21 protein-coding genes and 1 pseudogene are annotated in these 18,619 nt (G+C 64.5%); 6 read left to right on the top strand and 16 right to left on the bottom strand.

Annotation, left to right across the window (positions count from 1 at the left end; genetic code table 11):
- Nucleotides 1–349: 349 nt before the first annotated feature.
- The 3 genes from ACVW17_RS10595 to ACVW17_RS10585 all read left to right on the top strand — a co-directional run bounded on the left by ACVW17_RS10595 (nt 350) and on the right by ACVW17_RS10585 (nt 3,066).
- A complete protein-coding gene (locus ACVW17_RS10595) occupies nt 350–538 on the top strand; it encodes a hypothetical protein (protein ID WP_456751833.1) in 189 nt (62 codons plus the stop codon).
- Nucleotides 539–1,700: 1,162 nt separating this feature from the next.
- On the top strand, nt 1,701–2,768 hold the full coding sequence (locus ACVW17_RS10590; protein WP_456751832.1) for a hypothetical protein: 1,068 nt from the start codon (nt 1,701–1,703) through the stop codon (nt 2,766–2,768).
- Between the two features lie 16 nt (nt 2,769–2,784).
- Nucleotides 2,785–3,066 (top strand): hypothetical protein, encoded by a 282-nt coding sequence (locus ACVW17_RS10585; protein WP_456751831.1) that lies wholly within the window; start codon nt 2,785–2,787, stop codon nt 3,064–3,066.
- A 104-nt stretch (nt 3,067–3,170) separates the two neighbouring features.
- Here the strand turns inward: ACVW17_RS10585 and ACVW17_RS10580 are convergent, their stop codons facing one another.
- From ACVW17_RS10580 to ACVW17_RS10560, 5 genes and pseudogenes are all read right to left on the bottom strand, one after another.
- Entirely contained in the window at nt 3,171–3,941 is a 771-nt protein-coding gene (locus ACVW17_RS10580; protein ID WP_456751830.1) for an SDR family NAD(P)-dependent oxidoreductase, read from the bottom strand.
- A 16-nt stretch (nt 3,942–3,957) separates the two neighbouring features.
- On the bottom strand, nt 3,958–5,208 hold the full coding sequence (locus tag ACVW17_RS10575; protein WP_456756394.1) for a thiamine pyrophosphate-binding protein: 1,251 nt from the start codon (nt 5,206–5,208) through the stop codon (nt 3,958–3,960).
- 156 nt (nt 5,209–5,364) lie between these two features.
- Nucleotides 5,365–5,601: pseudogene (locus ACVW17_RS10570) on the bottom strand (thiamine pyrophosphate-binding protein); the annotation flags it as partial.
- A gap of 56 nt (nt 5,602–5,657) precedes the next feature.
- A complete protein-coding gene (locus ACVW17_RS10565; protein ID WP_456751829.1) occupies nt 5,658–5,807 on the bottom strand; it encodes a hypothetical protein in 150 nt (49 codons plus the stop codon).
- A 165-nt stretch (nt 5,808–5,972) separates the two neighbouring features.
- A complete protein-coding gene (locus tag ACVW17_RS10560) occupies nt 5,973–6,767 on the bottom strand; it encodes a dienelactone hydrolase family protein (RefSeq protein WP_456797092.1) in 795 nt (264 codons plus the stop codon).
- Nucleotides 6,768–7,351: 584 nt separating this feature from the next.
- On the opposite strand from ACVW17_RS10560, the gene ACVW17_RS10555 reads away from it, so the two are divergent.
- Nucleotides 7,352–7,579, top strand: a complete 228-nt coding sequence (locus ACVW17_RS10555; RefSeq protein ID WP_456751827.1) for a hypothetical protein — start codon at nt 7,352–7,354, stop codon at nt 7,577–7,579.
- Between the two features lie 23 nt (nt 7,580–7,602).
- On the opposite strand, the gene ACVW17_RS10550 is transcribed toward ACVW17_RS10555, so the two are convergent.
- Entirely contained in the window at nt 7,603–8,601 is a 999-nt protein-coding gene (locus ACVW17_RS10550) for a L,D-transpeptidase (protein ID WP_456751826.1), read from the bottom strand.
- A 54-nt stretch (nt 8,602–8,655) separates the two neighbouring features.
- Between ACVW17_RS10550 and ACVW17_RS10545 the strand changes: the two genes are divergently transcribed.
- Nucleotides 8,656–9,384: a Crp/Fnr family transcriptional regulator gene (locus tag ACVW17_RS10545; protein ID WP_456751825.1), complete on the top strand. Its 729-nt coding sequence runs from the start codon at nt 8,656–8,658 to the stop codon at nt 9,382–9,384.
- A 350-nt stretch (nt 9,385–9,734) separates the two neighbouring features.
- A complete protein-coding gene (locus ACVW17_RS10540) occupies nt 9,735–10,007 on the top strand; it encodes a hypothetical protein (RefSeq protein WP_456751824.1) in 273 nt (90 codons plus the stop codon).
- A gap of 9 nt (nt 10,008–10,016) precedes the next feature.
- Here the strand turns inward: ACVW17_RS10540 and ACVW17_RS10535 are convergent, their stop codons facing one another.
- The 10 genes from ACVW17_RS10535 to ACVW17_RS10490 form a co-directional block, all read right to left on the bottom strand.
- A complete protein-coding gene (locus ACVW17_RS10535; RefSeq protein WP_456751823.1) occupies nt 10,017–11,051 on the bottom strand; it encodes a D-alanine--D-alanine ligase family protein in 1,035 nt (344 codons plus the stop codon).
- Nucleotides 11,048–12,076 carry a putative zinc-binding metallopeptidase gene (locus ACVW17_RS10530; protein WP_456751822.1) on the bottom strand — a complete coding sequence of 343 codons (1,029 nt, stop codon included), beginning with the start codon at nt 12,074–12,076 and terminating at the stop codon, nt 11,048–11,050. Before ACVW17_RS10530 ends, ACVW17_RS10535 begins: the two co-directional genes overlap by 4 nt.
- A 261-nt stretch (nt 12,077–12,337) precedes the next feature.
- A complete protein-coding gene (locus tag ACVW17_RS10525; RefSeq protein WP_456751821.1) occupies nt 12,338–12,715 on the bottom strand; it encodes a hypothetical protein in 378 nt (125 codons plus the stop codon).
- Nucleotides 12,716–12,784: 69 nt separating this feature from the next.
- Nucleotides 12,785–14,083 (bottom strand): RNA polymerase sigma factor, encoded by a 1,299-nt coding sequence (locus ACVW17_RS10520; protein ID WP_456751820.1) that lies wholly within the window; start codon nt 14,081–14,083, stop codon nt 12,785–12,787.
- Between the two features lie 16 nt (nt 14,084–14,099).
- Nucleotides 14,100–14,450 carry a YciI family protein gene (locus ACVW17_RS10515; RefSeq protein ID WP_028341793.1) on the bottom strand — a complete coding sequence of 117 codons (351 nt, stop codon included), beginning with the start codon at nt 14,448–14,450 and terminating at the stop codon, nt 14,100–14,102.
- Nucleotides 14,451–14,481: 31 nt separating this feature from the next.
- Nucleotides 14,482–14,853: a YciI family protein gene (locus ACVW17_RS10510; protein ID WP_456751819.1), complete on the bottom strand. Its 372-nt coding sequence runs from the start codon at nt 14,851–14,853 to the stop codon at nt 14,482–14,484.
- A gap of 310 nt (nt 14,854–15,163) precedes the next feature.
- Entirely contained in the window at nt 15,164–15,859 is a 696-nt protein-coding gene (locus ACVW17_RS10505; RefSeq protein ID WP_456751818.1) for an AprI/Inh family metalloprotease inhibitor, read from the bottom strand.
- Nucleotides 15,859–16,842 carry a 2-hydroxyacid dehydrogenase gene (locus ACVW17_RS10500; RefSeq protein WP_456751817.1) on the bottom strand — a complete coding sequence of 328 codons (984 nt, stop codon included), beginning with the start codon at nt 16,840–16,842 and terminating at the stop codon, nt 15,859–15,861. The genes ACVW17_RS10505 and ACVW17_RS10500 overlap by 1 nt, the downstream gene beginning before the upstream one ends.
- Nucleotides 16,842–17,630, bottom strand: coding sequence for an ABC transporter permease (locus tag ACVW17_RS10495; protein WP_456751816.1), 789 nt, complete (start codon nt 17,628–17,630; stop codon nt 16,842–16,844). Before ACVW17_RS10495 ends, ACVW17_RS10500 begins: the two co-directional genes overlap by 1 nt.
- Nucleotides 17,627–18,433, bottom strand: a complete 807-nt coding sequence (locus ACVW17_RS10490) for an ABC transporter ATP-binding protein (protein ID WP_456751815.1) — start codon at nt 18,431–18,433, stop codon at nt 17,627–17,629. The genes ACVW17_RS10495 and ACVW17_RS10490 overlap by 4 nt, the downstream gene beginning before the upstream one ends.
- Between the last annotated feature and the right edge of the window lie 186 nt (nt 18,434–18,619).

Below are 18,619 nucleotides of genomic sequence, written 5' to 3'. Positions count from 1 at the left end.
ACCAACTGACCTCACAACCCGGATCGTGAATCTCACGACCGAGGCCATCAGCGTCTCACCAGGCACCGTCCTTCACAACGCTACTAAGGTTAGACCTTGTCGGTTTCAGGACGCCTTCGTGCGAATCCGGAAATGATTTCGCGGGAACCGGGCTCTCTCATCCGAATTGATGAGACCGTGGCCGGCCGGCTTCGGCGCCGTGCGAGGTCCAGGAGAATTTTCTGCTTAAATTTGAGTCAGACACGTAGCAAACCTGCCAAAGGGTGCCCGCTGAATTCTTTTTGATTGTCCGTCGGACTCCGGTCGTGGCATCAGGACCTGTGACACTGTGATGACAAGGGTTTCTCCCGTGACTGCCGAATCGGCCAAACCGCACGGCGGCTCCCGCCGCCACTCCAAGGAAACCCAGGACGAGGTCGCACGGTCGCTGGAACGGGAGCTCAGGTTCCTGACCGAGGAGCGCCAGGAGCGCGCGCTCCGGCTCGGCTTCGAGATCGCGGCCAACGGACCGATCAAGGCACCGAAGACAGACCATTAGGCCCGCTGCCGCGAAGCCGGACGCACAACTTCCGTAGCACTGCTGATTCGCGCGGCCGGCTGCCAACGACCGAGACGCACGCCGGCGTGCGTTCGTCGCGCGGCGTTCGGCGTCCGGGCACGACGCGAGGATTCCGATTCAACCTGTCAAACAGCTTGTTCGACGTCATCACCCGCATGCGGTTGATGCGCGCCGCGGCTCCTTCCCCGCGTCGTCCCGGCCTAGTGCGCAATTGCGCACGGGGGGCGGGACGACGGTGGCGATAGAACTCGATGCACGACGTCAAACACCTTGTTCAGTGTCATCGCCCGGCTCGACCGGGCGATCCAGTACGCCGCGGCCTCCCGGCTCAAGCACTGCTGCCTCTGGAATACTGGATCGCCCGGTCGAGCCGGGCGATGACAGCTGAGGATGGGATACAGTTTCGCATTCTCGCGACATAAATCGTCCGAGCTTTTGATTTCGTTCCGCCCTCCTCTCACAGAGGGCGCAGGGAAAGCCGGGTGCCGATCGCACCCATGGGCCCCGAGCAATGGGTAGAAAGCTCGGGGGTAGGACCACAGGTGTAACCGGAAACACTCCGGCTTTCCCTGCGCGATGGCTTACGACTTATACGTGCTCTCCCCGGCGAGACTGGGCTTTTTTGTCACCGCCTTCACAACGCGCATTTGCGCAATCGGAAGAGACACCTACCGCTAGGGCGTCAGGCCTGCACGATTTCGCCGTCCGCTTCATGCGCATTCGTCGACTGCGCAATCAGCGTCCACCGCATCTCGACCCACGTTCGTGACGACCGCGAAGCGCCCCTCGTGTCGGGCGAGACGCGGAATTCATACACCGAGTTGCGCTTCGGATAAAGCGAAAAATTTTTGCGGCGAGCCCTTGACGCGTTTTTGCTGAGTTGCCCGTCGGGTTGTTTTGTCGCACCTCTCTCCGTCATTGCCCGGTGCGCAATTGCGCACCTGAGGGCGCGCCGCTTGGCGCGAGCCCCGGAATGACGACGCTGGGAGCTGCGCGATTTGCCCTACCCCGCAGACGCCGACTTGTCTGTGGCCAGAGCCCGATCCCGCCAAACGCCCTATTGCCAATGGGCTGGTTTTGATACACGCTCAGCGTGCATCAATTTTTGATTGTTTTTTTGACGAATGGATTGGGGCGCGTCATGACACGGCGCTGGGCAGTTATATTTCCGGGACTGATCTTCCTCACGGCGTGCGCCATCCACCCTTTGCCGGAAGACTACACGGGCGTAACCACACCGCAGATCGTTCAGCAGATTCGCTGCGAAACCCGTGACGCGGCCATTCAGGCGCTTGTCACCTGGCTCGAAGACCTTGGCCGGGATCATCCAAGCCAGGCGGGCGTTCCGCTCGCCCGAACGCTCGCGGCGCGCTACAAGAACAACCCGAATGAAATTTCCGGGTTCAGTTCGGCTCTCTTCAAAGGGGATGAATTTCAACAAGTCCGCAATGTGATCGATGTCTTCTATTCGATCGGTGTTGCCTACAATTTCGATCTGACGATGACCGAGAACAATGATTTCTCGGCCGGGACCGCAAACCTCCAAGGCGGGCCGTCAAACTCGCTGTTCAAGTTGGGGCTCGGCGGGTCCGTTACGCGAAAGCGCAACAACGAGCGCAGCTTCACGGTCACCGACACGTTCAGCAATCTGCTCACCAAGCTCAACACGACCGTGAGGGAAGGTGGCCGTCGCGACTGCGATGGCTACCTCGTTGAAGCGAACTACGCTTATCCAATCGTCGGCCATATCGGCATGGACAGGATGGTCTACGACTATCTTGACCTCACCCTGTTCGGAAACCTGGCCGGGACGAAAGCGAAACCGACCGCGCCTCCAACGATGACCGACGATTTGACATTCACGACGACACTCGACGCCTCGGCGACACCAAAGATCACGTTCACACCAACGGGCACGGCCTTTCAGTTGACGGACGCCGCCCTGACCGGAGAGCTGAAGCGGACCGATATGCATGAAGTGACCGTCGGCTTGGCGTTGCCGACCAGTGCGACGGCCTATCTGAGCAGCCTGCGGGCCTTCACCTTCGCGCCGACCAATGCCGTTGTGGTCGGTGACAGGGAACGCGGCCGCACCTCGATGGTCCTGGGCGCGCGCGTCATTGGCGGAGGCACGTCTTCCGAGACGTTGGCCGTTTATGCCGTCGACCAACGCAAGAGCCAGCAATTCAAGCTTCTGCCAACTCCGTAGCAGGAAGGTAAAGACCATGGCCAAGGCATCGAAGACTGCGAAGAAGGCGAAAAAGGCGAAAAAGGCCAAGAAGGCCAAGAAGACCAAGACGGGCAAGAAAGCGGCGACGCGTAAGGCAGCGGGAAAACGCGCAGCCAAGAAGGCCAAGCGCAAGCCCGTCAAGAAGGCCAAAAAGCAGATCAACCCGTTTCCAGGCGGCCCGCACGTTCCGCGGGGAGCCAAACCGGCGACCAGAGGGGCGCAGCAAACCGAAGAGGTGATCAATCCATTTCCGGACGGCCCGCACTGGCCCCGATAAGACAAGCTCCGCGCGCCCCGCCGATTTCCATCGACAGCGCGGTAGAGGGACCAGCGGCCCCGTTGCCGCAAGGCCCCATGACGCTGCCGTCTTTGCTCGGAAGATCAGGCGGCGCTGTAGCCGCCGTCGACGACGTGCGATGCGCCGGTCATGAACGAGGCCTTGTCCGAACACATCCAGACCACGGCTTCGGCGATTTCCTCGGGCACGCCCAAACGACGCACCGGCACCTTGGCGATGATCTCGTCGTAACGTTCGTCCATCGTTTCCTTGGTCATCGGCGTCTTGATGTATCCGGGATTGACGCAGTTCACCCGGATGCCGTCCTGGGCATATTCGATCGCGGCAGACTTGGTCAGCCCGACGACGCCGTGCTTGGTCGCGACATAGTGGCCCGACGTGGCGAGGCCGACCAGGCCTGCGATCGAGGCCGTGTTGACGATGGCGCCGCCACCGCCCTGCTTCAGCATCTGCGCGACCTCGTATTTCAGGCACAGGAACACGCCCATCAGGTTCACCGAGAACATCTTCGCGACCGAGGCTTGCGTCAGTTCGTGAATGCGCTGGCCGGGCGGGCCGACGGAGCGTGCGGCCACGCCGGCATTGTTGAACGCGCAATCGATGCGGCCGAACGCCGAAGCCGTGCGCGCCACCATGTTCGCGACATCGGCCTCGTCGGTGACGTCACCCTGGATCGCGATCGACTGGCCGCCGGCGGCATTGATGAGCGCGACCGTCTCCTCGATGCCGCCCTTCGAGAGGTCGGACACCGCCACCCGCGCGCCTTCGCGCGCCATCGCGATCGCGGTTGCCCGGCCGATGCCGGAGCCGCCGCCCGTCACCAATGCAGCCTTGCCGTCCAGAATGCCTGCCATGAACCTGCTCCGATGGTCAGCGCTTGCCTTCGATTGCGATCTCGACGAGGTACGGCCGCCGGGCCGCGACGGCCTTGGCAACGGCGCCGGCGATGTCGTCGGCCTTGTCGACTCTCACGGCCTCGACGCCCATGCCGGCCGCGAGATGCACGAAGTCGAGCGCGGGGCCGGTGAGATCCATGTTCTGATAGGGATGCTGGGTGCCGGCTTCGAAGTTCTGACGCCAGACGTCGACATTGTGCTTGAGGATGCGGTACTCGCGGTTCGCCAGCACCACGAACACGATCGCAAGCCTGTGGTGCGCGGCGGTCCACAACGCCTGGATCGCATACATCGCCGAGCCGTCGCCGGAGATCGCGACCACCGGACGGTCGGGCATCGCGACCTTGACGCCGATCGCGCCGGCAAGCCCTTGGCCGATGCCGCCGCCCCGGCCGCCGAAATAATCGCCGAAGCCGCGATAGTCGAAGGCACGCGCGAGATCGAGGCTCGCCGTGATGCTTTCATCGACGATGACGACGTCATCGGGCAGGCCGCGGCGCAGCTCCGCCGCAACCCGCGGCATCGAGCTCGGTTCCCGGTTCCAGCTCTTCTCGACACGCGCGCGATAGGTCTCCTTCTCCTTCGCCTGCAATTGAGAAAGCCTGATATTGCGGCTTTGCGCGGCTTGCCTGAACTCCGCGCTCGCCTTGGCGCGTACCGCGTCGGTCAATGCGCCGATGCTGACGGCGATGTCGCCGACAATGCCGGCATCGAGCCGGTTGTTGAGCGCAAGACGCTCGGCGGAGGCTTCGATTTGCAGCACCGATGCGCCGTCGGGGATGTGGCCGCCGGGCGCAAACCAGATGTCCTCGAAGAACGGACCGCCGATCAGCAGCACGAGATCGGTCTCGCCGAGCGCCTTGCGCACCTGCCGGGCATCGCCCGGCAGCGACTGGCGATAGCTCGGATGACTGGTCGGAAACGGCGCGTGATGCCGCAGCCCCTCGAACCAGACGGTGGCGCCGATCGTCTCCGTAAGCGTCACCAGCGCCTGCTCGCCGCCGGATCGCGCCACGTCGTCGCCGGCGATGACGGCCGGATTGTTCGACGTGAGGAGCAGCGCGGCCAGCGCGTCGATGCCGGCCGGGTCGGGGCGCGTCGATCGCCACAAACGATCCGGCGTCGATGCATCGACCGCGGTCTCCTGCTCCAGGACGTCGATCGGCAGCGCGACGAACACCGGCCCCTGCGGCGCATCGGTCGCCACCTTGAACGCGCGGCGCATGATCGGCGTGATCTCGTCGGCGCGCTCGATCTGCACGCTCCACTTGGTCACCGGAGCTGCCATCGCAACCAGGTCATGACCGAGCAGCGGATTGTTGAGCCGCATGCGCGTATCCTGCTGGCCGGCGGTCGCAATCACGGGCGACCCTGCCTTCAGCGCGCCGTAGAGCGAGCCGATGCCGTTGCCGAGGCCGGGAGCGACATGCAGGTTGGCGATGGTGACGCGTCCCGACGCCTGCGCGTAGAAGCTCGCCGCGCTGACCGCGACACCTTCATGCAGCGCCATGATGTAGTCGAGTTGCGGAAAGGCCGGCAGGCTGTCGAGCAGCGGCGTCTCCGTCGTGCCGGGATTGCCGAAGATGTGGCGCACGCCGTGCGACACGAACGATTCCATCAGCACACGACGCCCGCGCATTCGCTCCCTCTCGATCGGCTTTGTTTTGTGCATCATCAGCCGTCGAGCGGCACATGGCAACCGCGCCAGCCGGCCAGCGTCCGCGCGGCCGGCTGCGTCTTCCGCATGGCTTCAAGGCGCGAGCGCACCGTGCCGCCGCGATTGCGGGCGAAGCGAAGCAATGACGGCGTGATATGGAGCGGCATTCTGCGCTGTCATCACCCGCGAAAGCGGGTGATCCAGTATTCCAGAGACAGCGGTGCTTGAATCGAGAAGCCGCGGCGTACTGGATCGCCCGGTCAAGCTGGGCGATGACGGTGCGCTGAACGGCGGCGGCGTTCAGCGAGGCTGCCGGAGGCCACCTTTCCTGCTTATTTCTTGAGATTTGCAGCGAACAGCTTGGCGGCTTCAGCCTTCGATTCCTGATCCGCCTTGGCGTCGTATCGGAGCGGCAGGTTGAACTTCTTGCCGAGCTCGGTGGCTTCCGGGTTGGTGAAGGCGTGCACGGCGCCGGGATATTCGATGATCCGGTAGTCGGCCTTCGCGGCGTCGAAATCCTTCTTCAGCGCCTCGTACTGCTCGCGCTTCACGAATGGATCGTCGGCGCCGTTGAGGATCAGGATCTTCGCCTTGACGGTTCCCGGTGCCGGCGCGGCGGTGTTGAGGCCGAGCGAGGCGTGAAAGCCCGCTACCGCAGCGAGATCGGCGCCGCTGCGCGCCATGTTCAGCACCACCGCGCCGCCGAAGCAGTAACCGACCGCGCCGATCCGCTGCGGATCGACTGAGGCCTGCTTGGCAAGCTGCTCCCGCGCGGCGTTGAAGCGCTGCTCCATCACCTTCGGATCCTTCATCACCGAGCCTGCGAGCGCGCCGGCGTCCTTCGGGTTGTCGGCGGTCCTGGCGTCGCCATACATATCCGCAACGAACGCGGTGTAGCCCTGCTCCGCGAACTTGCGCGCCTCGTTATGGATATGCGCCGTGATGCCCCACCATTCATGCACCATGACGATGCCGGGCCGCTTGGCCTGGGTCGCGTCGTCATAGACAACGAAGCCTTTCATCGTGGCCTCGCCGTCGGAATAGGTGACGGGCTCTTCCCGGATCGCAGCATTCGCGCTCGTGACCATCGCGACGGCGCACAGTGCACCAATTAGAATCGCTCGCATGCCGACCTCCTGTGCGTTTGCGTGATGATACTGGCATACCAGAAACTCCTACGCCAGACCGTGCAGGCATCACTAATACGTTGCAGGGCGCGCCGGATTCGTCAGGAGTCCGGCCCCAAGCCGGAAGCCGAGGGCTCCGCAGAAACGATCCGAAACCTCGTCGGTGAAAGCGAAGCGCGGGGCACCGACCTCGCTCACATTTTTGCGGCAAGTATGTCCAATCCTGCGAGCAGCGCGGTGGAGACGCGCTTTGCGCGTGCGTCCGATCTGACCAGGTCGGCGCAGCAAGGAGCAGCCCGCGACGTCGCCACCACGAGCCGCCGGCTGGAGATCGCCACACGAATCGATGACCCGAAGTATCCGAGCTGCTGGCCAGAAATGAACACTGCCGCGTCGAATTCGGGGTCGTGCGGCCGTCCGGAGAGACTCGCTGGCTTCGTTCGGTCGCCTGCCTGATCCTGAATTCCACCAGCGGTCACCGTCGCGCGATCGGCTGCGTCACCGTTGCGGCCGATGTCAATATGCCGAACGGGACTAACGGCTTCGCGCTCGCTGCGGCCTGCTACGAATTTTCGGAGATTTGAATGCTCGGCCGCCCCGACGACAAGGAAGCCCTCCGGCTCGCGCTGGCGTTCTATTGCATCATGGAGCCGGAGAAGCGCGCCATCGTTCTGAGCCTCGCCGAACAATTTGCCCGCGCATCGCAAACCGTCGAAGGCTGCGTGCACTTCCTGTTGCTGGACGACAGCCTGCCGGCGAGTCACGATGCGGTGCAGGAATTCCTGAATCGGAAGCGTCCGACCGACCAATAACTGTCGCTCCCGCGCTCGTCGCGCTATCGCGCGCTCTCCACGAAGCTGACCGGCGTCCCCTTGGCTACACCGGCCGCGACGCGCGCCGCGTCCCAATTGGTGAGCCGGACGCAGCCATGGGACTCGGCTTTGGAGACTTTGTCGGGATTGCCGGTGCCGTGGATGCCATAGCCCTCCCCCGAGAGATTGATCCAGACCGAGCCAACCGGGTTGTTCGGGCCGGGCTTGATCGTGAACGGTTTGTTCGACTTGACGCCCTTGAACCTGTATTTTGGATTGTAGTGATAGGTCGGGTTCTTCTCGACCGCCGTCACCTTCAGCGTGCCGCTCGGCGTCGGCTTCTCCGTGCTGCCGACCGTCGCGGGATAAAAGGCGAGCAGCTTCCCCGCAGCGTCGAATGTGCTGAGCGTCTGTCGCGTCTTGTCGACTTCCACACGCGCAATCGCCGGCGGCTTTCCGGTGTCGAGCACGTTCGCGACCATAATGCTGTCACCCGGCTTGTCGAACTTCTGTCCCGGATTGAGCGCCTGCAGCAGCCCCTCGCTCATGTGGAATTTTTCCGCGAGCGCTTCGCGCGGGCTGGTGTAGTTCAGCGCCGGGAGGCTCTTCATATCTTCCATCTTCGCGGGAATCTTCTTCGAGAACGGACCTTTCACGTCGGCATCGGCGATCGTGTAGCTGACGATCGCGGGCCCCTCGCTGGCGGCGGCGAGCTTGCTCCAGAGGTCGGCCGAGACCGTCTTATCGAAGGATAACCCGTTCGCTGCGGCAAACGCAGCGAGCGCCTTCTGCGCATTCTCGCCGAACTTGCCGTCGATCTCGCCCGGAGAGAAATGCGCGCGGTCGAGCAGGATCTCGAGCTTGGCAATCGAGGCGTTGAGCTGGTGACGGCCCGGCAATGTTGCCGGCGGCGCCGCAACGTCATTGATCGCCGCGGCATCGAGACCTGCCGCGACTGCGGGCGCGGCCGGCAGAAGCAGAGCAGCAAGGGCAAATCGCACAACGAAAAAATGTCGGAACATCGCGCATCCCAACGAGCTACCTTCTGTAAAGCGACGGAAAGCGCCGAAGTTCCAATGCAAGTGGCGGCCGGCCACATTTCCACTCAGAGAATTGAGCGCACTGGTGTATTTTGCGGATCGTTTTCAGACCCGCTTGCTTGCAATTCATTTCCAGTGGACGTTGCCATGACATTGATCGATGGCCTGGGATATCTGGCGTCGGCGCTCGTGTTGCTGACGTTCAGCATGAGCACGATGTTGAGCCTGCGCTCGGTCGCGATATGCAGCAATCTGGCGTTCATCAGCTACGGGCTGGGTGCCCGATTGTACCCGGTGCTCGCCCTGCACATTATTCTGTTGCCGTTGAACGCGCTGTTGCTGGTCCAGATGGTCCGGCTGCTGCGCAAGGCCAGGCTCGCCGCATCGACTGATCTCTCGCCAAACTGGCTGCAACCGTTCATGCAGCCGAAGCACGTCAAGGCCGGAGAAACCATCTTCAGGAAGGGCGATGACGCGGACCTGCTCTACATGGTCGTTTCGGGCGAGGTCAGGTTTCCGGAGATCGATCGAAGCGTATCGGCGGGCGAATTGTTCGGCGAGATCGGACTGTTCTCGCTCGAGCGCCGCCGCACGCAAACCGCGCTGGCGGCAACCGATGTGGATCTGTTGTGGATCAGCGACGGCGCGCTGCGCAAGCTGTGCGAACGCAATCCGGGACTGTCGCTGTATTTCCTGCGGCTGACGGCGACGCGGATGACAGAGAACGCGGCGCGTGCGATCGGCGTGGCCGCAGTCGCGCGTTGAGTGCGCCGCGCGCCGGTTCTACCGCGCGGAAACCGCAGCGCTCGGCAGCGGCGCAAACTGCATCTCCGCGACGGCGGAGCCGGCATAGGCGCTGGCGATCAGGATCATAACGCGAAGGGCGACGAACATGGAGCCTCCTGAGCTTCTTGTGTTTGCGCCAGGATAGGCGGGACTCCTTTCCCGCCGGTGAGGAAAGCTGGTTGCCGCAACCTTGAAGGCATTGGTAAGCGAGCTCTTTACACGGCCACGTTCATCAGTTGGGAACCGTATCGGCCGATCGCCCGGAACGCTCAACCCGGAGTTCACCGTCGCCGGGCATTGTGCGCCTCAATCAAGAAGGCGCGAACACAATGCCGATTTTCAGGACGATCCTTGTTGTCGTATCGATTTTTCTTGCCGGCTTGTACGTCTACGATACCTGCCGCCGCAACCCGCAGGCCATGCCGGGTTCGGTAAACGAAATCCTTGCACGGCGGTGGCCGGAGCCCGATGCGTTTCGTGTCACGGCGGCCGCGGTTTCCGCAGCCACCGCCAGCACGACGCCGGCGGCGCGCGTTAGGGAAACGTTTGCGATGTTCATCCCGAGGGACGCGCGGCGTCATTTGACGCAGGGCAGTCTTTGACCGCTTCGGTCAGCCCAGCGACACGCCGGCCTTGGCGCGGCTGATTCCGAGCGTCAGGATGCGGTTCAGCAGGCCCGGGTAGTCCAGCCCGTCATGCCCGGCGGCGGTCGCGAACTCCTGGCTCTTGGCAATTTCCGGATTGGGATTGGCCTCGATGAAAAACGGCACGCCATTGGTCGACAGGCGGAAGTCGATGCGCGCGTAGCCGTCGAGCCCCAGGGTGCGGTAGATGCGCTTGGCCAGCCGCTGGATATGCGCTGAGAGTTCCGGCGTCAGGTCCTCGGCCGGGCCATCCACGATCCCGACGCGCTCCTGATAGCTGGTGTCATGCTTGACCTTCTCGGTTGCGATCTGCCGCGCAGCCGGGCCGCCCATGCTGCCGAACTTCAACTCCCAGACCGGCAACACCCGCAACCGGTTGTTGCCGAGCACGCCGACATAGAGCTCGCGTCCCTCGATGAACTGCTCGGCGATCGCCGCCGTGCCGATCCGTTCATGGATGAAGGCGACGCGCTCCGCGAGCTTTTCGTCGGTATCGACGATCGAGGCCTGCGAGATGCCGAGCGAGCCGTCGCTGCTCAGGCTCTTGACGATCAGCGGCAGCTCGAGACGCGGCGGCCGTTTGACCTTGCGGCGCATCGGGAACACGGCGAAGGCCGGCACCGGAACCCGGCGATGATGCACCAGCGTCTTCGACAGGTCCTTGCCGCGCGCCAGGATCAGGCCGCGCGGATTGCACCCGGTATAGGGAATCTTCATCAGCTCGAGATAGCTCGCGATGTGCTGGTCGTACACGACATCGTAGTGAAACTCCTCCAGCAGCGTGAACACGACGTGCGGCTTGAAGTCCTCGATCGCGTCGCGCACCGGCTTGATTTCCTCCTGCACGCCGAGCGGACGAACGTCATGGCCGGCCGCGCGCAGGGTGCTCACGACGTCGTATTCGGTTTTCCACTCGTTGATCTCCCGCGCGGAATATCCGTCGCTGGAGTCCGGCGGCACACAGTCCGGGTGCATCAGCACCAGAATGCGAGAGTGTTTCATAGCGCGATCCATTTGCGGCGCGAGGGGCCGAACAGCGCGTGCATGGTCTTGGCGGTCAGCAGGATAATGAAATTGGTCACCAGCTTCTTCTCGGGGCCGACGGCACGCAGATTGAGCTCGCGGCAGCGCGAGATCATATCGTCGAGCACCGCATCGAGCGTCAGCTGGTTCTCGCCGGTCCAGCGCGCGACCAGCTGCCTGATCTGGGCGCGATGCCGCCGGATGAAGGACGAAGCCGGCGGATGCCGGTGATGGCGGGGATCGGCGGAGAACAGTTTCGACAGATCGCGATCGTAGGTCTTGGGCGGGCTGAAGGCGTAAAACGCCTGCTTCTTCTTGTAGTGCTCGCCGAGCGTCTGCTTGAGCGTATACAGCGGATCGACCCGCTCGCGGTTGGCGAGCGGCGGCCGCTTGCCGGCGATCTCGCCCATCAGCTCGTCGACATATTCGAGCTTCTTGATCGCCGGCCAGCCGGCATAGCGCGTCCGCCAGTTCGACCGCGGCCGCAGCCACACCGCAAAGGTCTCGGCGAAATCCTCGTCCGGATGGCTCTGCGCGTACCAGAGGCGGAGATGCTGGACATAATTCCGGCTGGCCGGATTGGGCCGGTAATAGCGCGGATAATGTTTCGACGACGGGCCGAACAGCTGCTGCCAGCGCCGGCGACGTTGCAGCTGGTAGCCGTGCTGCACGGCGTGGCCCGCCTCGTGACGGAGGATCGCCATGCATTCCGACCAGGTGCCGCCTTCGACGTCGAGCATCATCTTCTTCTCGAGCTTCATCAAGCGGGGATGGGCGAGATAGAACGGAATGGCGATGCCGGGCACATCGGCCGGGCTGAACCATTCGCTCGATATCCAGGTGTGCGGCCGCAGCCGCAAGCCGCGTTCCTCGAGCTCCTCATAGAGCGTGCTGACGCAGTCCGCGAGCCAGGTGTCCTCGACCGCAACCCTCAGGCTGCTGAGACGCTGCTCGAGCAACTCTTCGTCCGACAGATTCTCCCAGGCGAATTTGCGGCGCGGCATTGGCTTCCAAAAATCAAAAACAATCGGAATCGGGATGGTGTCATAGGTTGCCGCCGGCAACAACCGCCAGGCCTTCGCGGCAGCCCCCGGCCCGTGCCGGGCCCGACCCGCAGTTGCCCGTGCTTCCGCCGCAGGCCGGCAGCGGCGCGACGAGACCAGGTCGCTGGCGTGCGCCTGTGAAGCGGCTCAGCTTGTACGATACCCGGGATTACTCGCCGCAAGGCCCCGCATGCCGCTTCGCTCATGCGGGCTGCACGGTCGCTAGGGCTTGACCCAGCGCTGCACGGCGGCGGCGGTATCGGCCGGGTTGCTGTTGAAGCAGATGGCGGCGCCAGGCGCGAGCCGGTGCACCAGATTGAGGATCTGCTCGAACAGCAGCAGCCGCTCCGGCGGCTCGCGCAGCCCCGCGCCGATCACGATGCAATCATAGCGGCGCGCGTTGAGGGCCGCCGCCGCCACCGCTTCCGCGGTCTCGCCGAGATCGATCAGGCAGCTCTCGACGTCGTAGCCGAGCGTCCGCAGGCCCTCGATCTGCGCGTCGATATAGCTGCGCACGAGCTCGGGCGTGAATTGCGGGACGACGGAGAGATCGACGAAGGTCGGGTCGAGGCCGATCGCCAGCACGGATGGCTTCGTCATGGCGGCAGTTCCCAGTTCGGTACATCTCGCGCGAGCCTGCCACGGATTTGAGTCGAAATCGCGGAGCCGTCAGTGACGGCCCTGGTCCTGCGCGGCGCGCGCAGCGGCGGCGGCACGGCGCTTGAGGAACTCGCGCTCGCGCGCATTGCCGGCCAATGCGGCGGCGGCCTCGAACGCGGCCTGCGCCTCGGCAAAGCGGCTCAGCCGGTGCAGCAGATCGCCGCGCACGCTCGGCAGCAGGTGATAGGATTTCAGCGCCGGCTCGTCCGCGAGACTATCGACGATCGCGAGCGCGACGAGCGGCCCTTCGGCCATGCCGATCGCGACCGCGCGGTTGAGCGCGATCACCGGCGAGTCCAGCAGCGCGGCCAGATCGCCGTACAGCGCGGCGATGCGGTGCCAGTCGGTGGCTTCAGGCGTGTCGGCCTCGGCGTGGCAGGCGGCGATCGCGGCCTGCAGCACATAGAAGCCGCCGGCGCCGCCGAGCTCGCGGGCGCGCGCCAGCGCCAGTTGGCCGCGGCGGATCTGCAAACGATCCCACAGCGCGCGGTTCTGCTCCATCAGCAGGATCGGCTCGCCGGCCGCGTCGGTGCGCGCCACCATCCGCGAGGCGTTGAACTCCATCAGCGCCAGCAGCCCATGCGCTTCCGGCTCGGACGGCGCGATCGACGTCAGCACGCGGCCGATGCGCAGCGCCTCGTTGCAGAGCTGCGGCCGCAGCCATTGGTCGCCGCGTGCCGCGGTGTAACCCTCGTTGAAGATCAGATAGACCACCTCGAGCACCGAGGCGAGCCGCTCGGACAGCTCCGCACCGCCGGGCGTCTCATAGGCGAGACCGGAGTCCGACAGCGTGCGCTTGGCGCGCACGATGCGTTGGGCGATCGCGGCCTCGCTCTGCAGGAAGGCGCGCGCGATCTCCTCGGTGGTGAGGCCGCAGATCATCCGCAGCGCCAGGGCGGCGCGGGCCTCGCGCGACAGGCGCGGATGGCAGGCGGTGAAGATCAGCCGCAGCAATTCGTCGCCGATATCGTCGTCGAGCGCGGAATCGAAATCGGGCATGGTCTCCTGCTCCCGCGCCAGATCATGCGCCAGCATGCCGTGCCGCTGGCTCAGCATGCGGTTGCGCCTGATATGATCGAGCGCGCGGCGCTTGGCGGTCGCCATCAGCCAGGCGCCCGGCTTCTCCGGCACGCCATCGGCCGGCCAGTGCTCCAGCGCGGCGACCAGCGCTTCCTGGGTCAGATCCTCGGCGAGCGGCACGTCGCGCAGCATCCGCGACAGGCTGGTGATCAGCCGCGGCTGCTCGATGCGCCACACACCGAGGATGGTGCGCTTGACATCGTCGTCCGTCACGCCGGCCTCCGGCATGCGCCCGAGGCGACCGTCAGCACTCCATGAAGGGACGAACCTCGCATGACAGTTCCCAATCCGGCATGTGGTCGAGATGAAGCTGCATGAACTCGACCGCGCGCGCCACGGCCTCCTCCTTGTCCTTCAGCTCGAACACCGCATAGCCGCCGACCACTTCCTTGGCTTCCATGAAGGGGCCGTCGGTGACGGTGAGCTTGCGATCCTTGATCTTGACCTCCGCGCCCGCGGTGCGCGGCAACAGCGCGCCGGTATCGAGCATGCGACCGGCCGCGATCTCGCGTTCGGCGAGCTTGCCGATCGCCTCCCGCAACGGCGGGTTCGGCAGCATCGGCTTCTCGGCCACCAGGACATACATGAAGCGCATCGCCTGTCCTCCTCTTGGTCTTTCCCTTGGTCTATTCGGGACACTGGCCGGCGAAGCCTGCGAAGGCACGGACCTCGCAGGTGCCTTCCCAGCCCGGCATGTGATCCTTGTGCAGCTGCATGAACTCGACCGCGAGTGCGATGGCCTCTTCCTTGCTGCGCAGCTCCGTGATGGCATAGCCGCCGATCACTTCCTTGGCCTCGATGAACGGGCCGTCGACGACGCTGAGCTTGCCGTCGGCTATCCGCACCTGGGCGCCGGTGGCGAGCGGCATCAGGCCGGCATTGTCGATCATGCGGCCAGCCTTGATCTCGCGATCGGCGAGCTTGTGCATGGCCTCCAGCAGTTCCGGGGTCGGCTGCTGCGGCGGCTGCGACGAGGTGACGATCGACATAAAGCGCATGAAATTGCTCCTGTTTCCGGGCGAGCCGCGGGATGATCGCAGGCCAAATCGGCTTGTTATGGGGAACGACGATCCGGCGGCCGCCGGATCGACAGGGGCTTGGGAATTATTTTGAGGGTGCCATCGAGACGCAGATCGCCCCTTCGTCGTCCCTGCGAAAGCAGGGACCCATAACCACAGAGTTGAGTTGTTGAGACGAGCCCTGGCCACAGCCGCGCCAACCAACGGGCATCGTGGCTATGGGTCCCTGCTCCCGTGCGCAATTGCGCACTAGGCAGGGACGACACGGTATGTGTGGCAGCGCCGCCCCCTACTGCTCGCGCAGCATGATCAGCGGGTCGGCGCTGTCGGGGACGCGGCGCCACTGGGCGTTGTCGTCGGCCTCGAATTGCCAGGTCTCGCCCTTGGCCGACATCAGGATGATCTGGCCGTGGTCGAGCCGCCACTGCGTCGGGTTGAAGGCGGCGACCGTGGGATCGCATTTGCCTTTCAGGAACACCTGGAAATTGTCGTTGCCGGCGTCGGTGTTGGTCAATACCAGGCCGCAGATCGCCTGGCCGTTGCCGCGGACCATCGACCAGTCGCCGATCATCTGGTCCATCGACTTGGCGAGCGAACGGGCGGCAGCGAGGTTTTGCAGGATGTAGACGCCCTCGTTGGTGCGCATGCCCTCGAAGATGCCGGTCTCGACCTCGGTGAAATCGATCACCGCCTCGCCGGTCGCGTTTTGCAGCCGCACGATGTCACCGAGACCCTTGATGCTCCAGCCGGTGATGTCCTTGGTGAAGGGCAGCGCGGCCGCGCAGCCCGGCTCGAGCTCGAGCTTGAGGCCCAAAGGCGTCGTGTCGCTCTTCAGCGTCACGACGCAGGTCTTGCTGCGCTCGGTGGTGGCGAGCTCCCACTGCCCGATCATGTCCTTCTGCAACGTCTTGACGTCCTGCGCGGCGGCCGGACCGGATGCGGCCAGCAGCACGAGCAGGGCGACGTTGCAGCGGGACAGCGGCATCAGCGATCCCTGACCGGCGTTTCGGCAACCGGCGTCAGCGGCGGCTTGCCGGCGAACCAGTTCTTGATGTTGTCGACCACGAGCTGGTCCATCGCATTGCGCGTCACCACCGACGCCGAGCCGATATGCGGCAGCAGCACGACGTTCTGCATCGCCTTCAATTCGTCCGGCACGTTCGGCTCGGCCGCGAACACGTCGAGGCCGGCGGCGAGAATGGTGCCCGATTTCAGCGCGGCAACCAGCGCCGGCTCGTCGACGACGGAGCCGCGCGCGACATTGATCAGTACGCCGCGGGGTCCCAGCGCCTTCAGGACGTCGGCATTGATCATCTTCGCGGTCGAGGCGCCGCCCGGCACGATGACGATCAGGGTGTCGACCGCCTTCGCCATCTCGATCAGATCGGGATAGTGCTTGTAGGAGACGTCCTTGGACGGGTTGCGCGAGTGATAGGACACCGGCACCCGTGAGGCTTCGAGACGGCGCCCGATCGCCTGGCCGATCCGGCCCATGCCGACGATGCCGATCTTGCGGTCGCGCAGCGAGCCGACGCTGAGTGGATAATTCTGGGTCTGCCACAGGCCGGAGCGCACATAGCGGTCGGCCTTGACGAACTCGCGCAGCGTCGCGATCAAGAGGCCCATCGCGACGTCGGCGACCTCCTCGGTCAGCACGTCGGGCGTGTTGGTGACCACGATATTGTGATCGCGCGCATAGGCGGAATCGACGTGGTCGTAGCCGACGCCGAAGCTGCCGACGATCTCGAGCTTGGGAAACAGTGCCAGCGCGGTCTTGTCGGTCGCCATCGTATGATAGGTGACCGCGATGCCGCGGATCTTGCTCATCGTGTCGGGCGTCAGGCGCTCGAGGTCGCCGCGGCTTTCGGCCCGGTGCAGCACGTATTGGTCGGGAAAGCCGTTTTCGAGGATTGGCCGGATCGGTCCATAGATCAGCAGATCGATCTTTTCGGAAGAAATCGGGGCCATCAACTGTCCTTTCCTAACGCGCTTTCATGCCAGCGGCGCAACAAGAGGTGGGAAACTAGCGCCAGCACCCCATAGATGACAATCCCGGCCAGCGATAACAGCAGAAGGGCTGCGAACATGCGGGGAATATTCAACCGGTAGCCGGATTCAGCGATCCGGAAGGCGAGCCCCGAGCCGGCGCCGGCGCTGCCCGCCGCGATCTCCGCGACCACGGCGCCGATCAGCGACAATCCTCCAGCGATGCGCAGGCCGCCGAGGATATAGGGCAGCGCCGCCGGCAGCTTCAGGAACAGCAGCGTCTGCAGCTTCGAGGCGCCATATAGTTGAAACAATCCGGCGAGGTTGCGATCGACCGAGCTGAGGCCGAGCGTGGTGTTCGACAGCACCGGAAAGAACGCCACGATCCAGGCACAGACGATGACGGCGGTCTGCTGCTGCAGATAGATCAAGAGCAGCGGTGCGATCGCGATCACCGGCGTGACCTGCAGCACCACGGCATATGGGAACAGAGAATATTCCAGCCATTTCGACTGGTTGAACAGCAGCGCCAGCACGATGCCGCCGATCGCCGCAGCGACGAAGCCTTCGAGCGTTGTCAGCAGCGTGACGCCGAGCGATTGCGACAGGATCGGCCAGTCCGCGACCAACGTTTTTAATACGAGTAGCGGGCTCGGCAGCACATAGGGCTGGATGCCATAGGCGCGCACGATCGCCTCCCAGAGCACGAGGCCCGCGGCAAACACCGCGACCGGCAACACGAAGCGGACGAGATCCTGCGGAGACGTCATGCGCCCGCCTGCCCTGCATAAGACGGCGCCAGCGCGCCTGACACTTCGCGGCAGAACGCGGCATATTCGGCGGAGGTGCGGAACTCCTCACCGCGCGGCTCGGTCGTGGCGATGCGAAACTCGGCGCCGATCCGGCCCGGACGCGCCGTCATCACGATCACGCGCTCGGACAGATAGACCGACTCGAACACCGAGTGCGTCACGAAGATGACGGTCTTGTGCAGGTTGCGCCACAGCGCCAGCAGGTCGTTGTTGAGGCGAAAGCGCGTGATCTCATCGAGCGCCGCGAACGGCTCGTCCATCAGGAGAATATCCGGATCGGTCACCAGCGCGCGCGCCAGCGACACCCGCATCTTCATGCCGCCGGACAATTCGCGCGGATAGGCGGCGGCGAACTCCGCAAGCCCGACCTGATCGAGCGCCGCATCGATGCGCGCATCGGCAGCGGCCGCAGGCAGACGGGCCAGCTTCAGCGGCAGGCGGACATTGTCATGCACATTGGCCCACGGCATCAGGGTCGGCTCCTGAAACACGAAGCCGATCCTGTGGCTGCCGCGCTGCGCCGCGCCGTGATGGGCCAGCTCGACCGTACCGGCGCTCGGCGTGGCGAGACCTGCGATAATTCGCAGCGCGGTGGATTTGCCGCAACCGGAGGGCCCGAGCAGCGAGACGAACTCGCCGCGCCTGACATCGAGGTCGAGCGGGCCAAGCGCCGTCACGCCGCTGTCATAGGTCTTGCAGACGCCGCGCAGGCGCACGGCGAAGCGGCTGGCCGCGGTTTCCGGCACGATGCTCTCTACCATCGACGGCCAGATATTGCTGCACACGATCGTGCCGCAAACTGCACCTCTCCACACCGGGAAGAGGCCGCGCCGCAGGCGCGGGTGAGGGGGCGCCGGTCCCATGAGACAGCGGATACCCGCATCGCATCTGATGATGCGATGCGACCTCTCCCACAAGGGGAGAGGTGAAGCACCGATGCCGCAGGA

Source organism: Bradyrhizobium sp. USDA 4473 (genome assembly GCF_054063335.1).
Note: the sequence above shows the minus strand (reverse complement) of the source record. Positions and strands in the feature narration are given on the sequence as shown.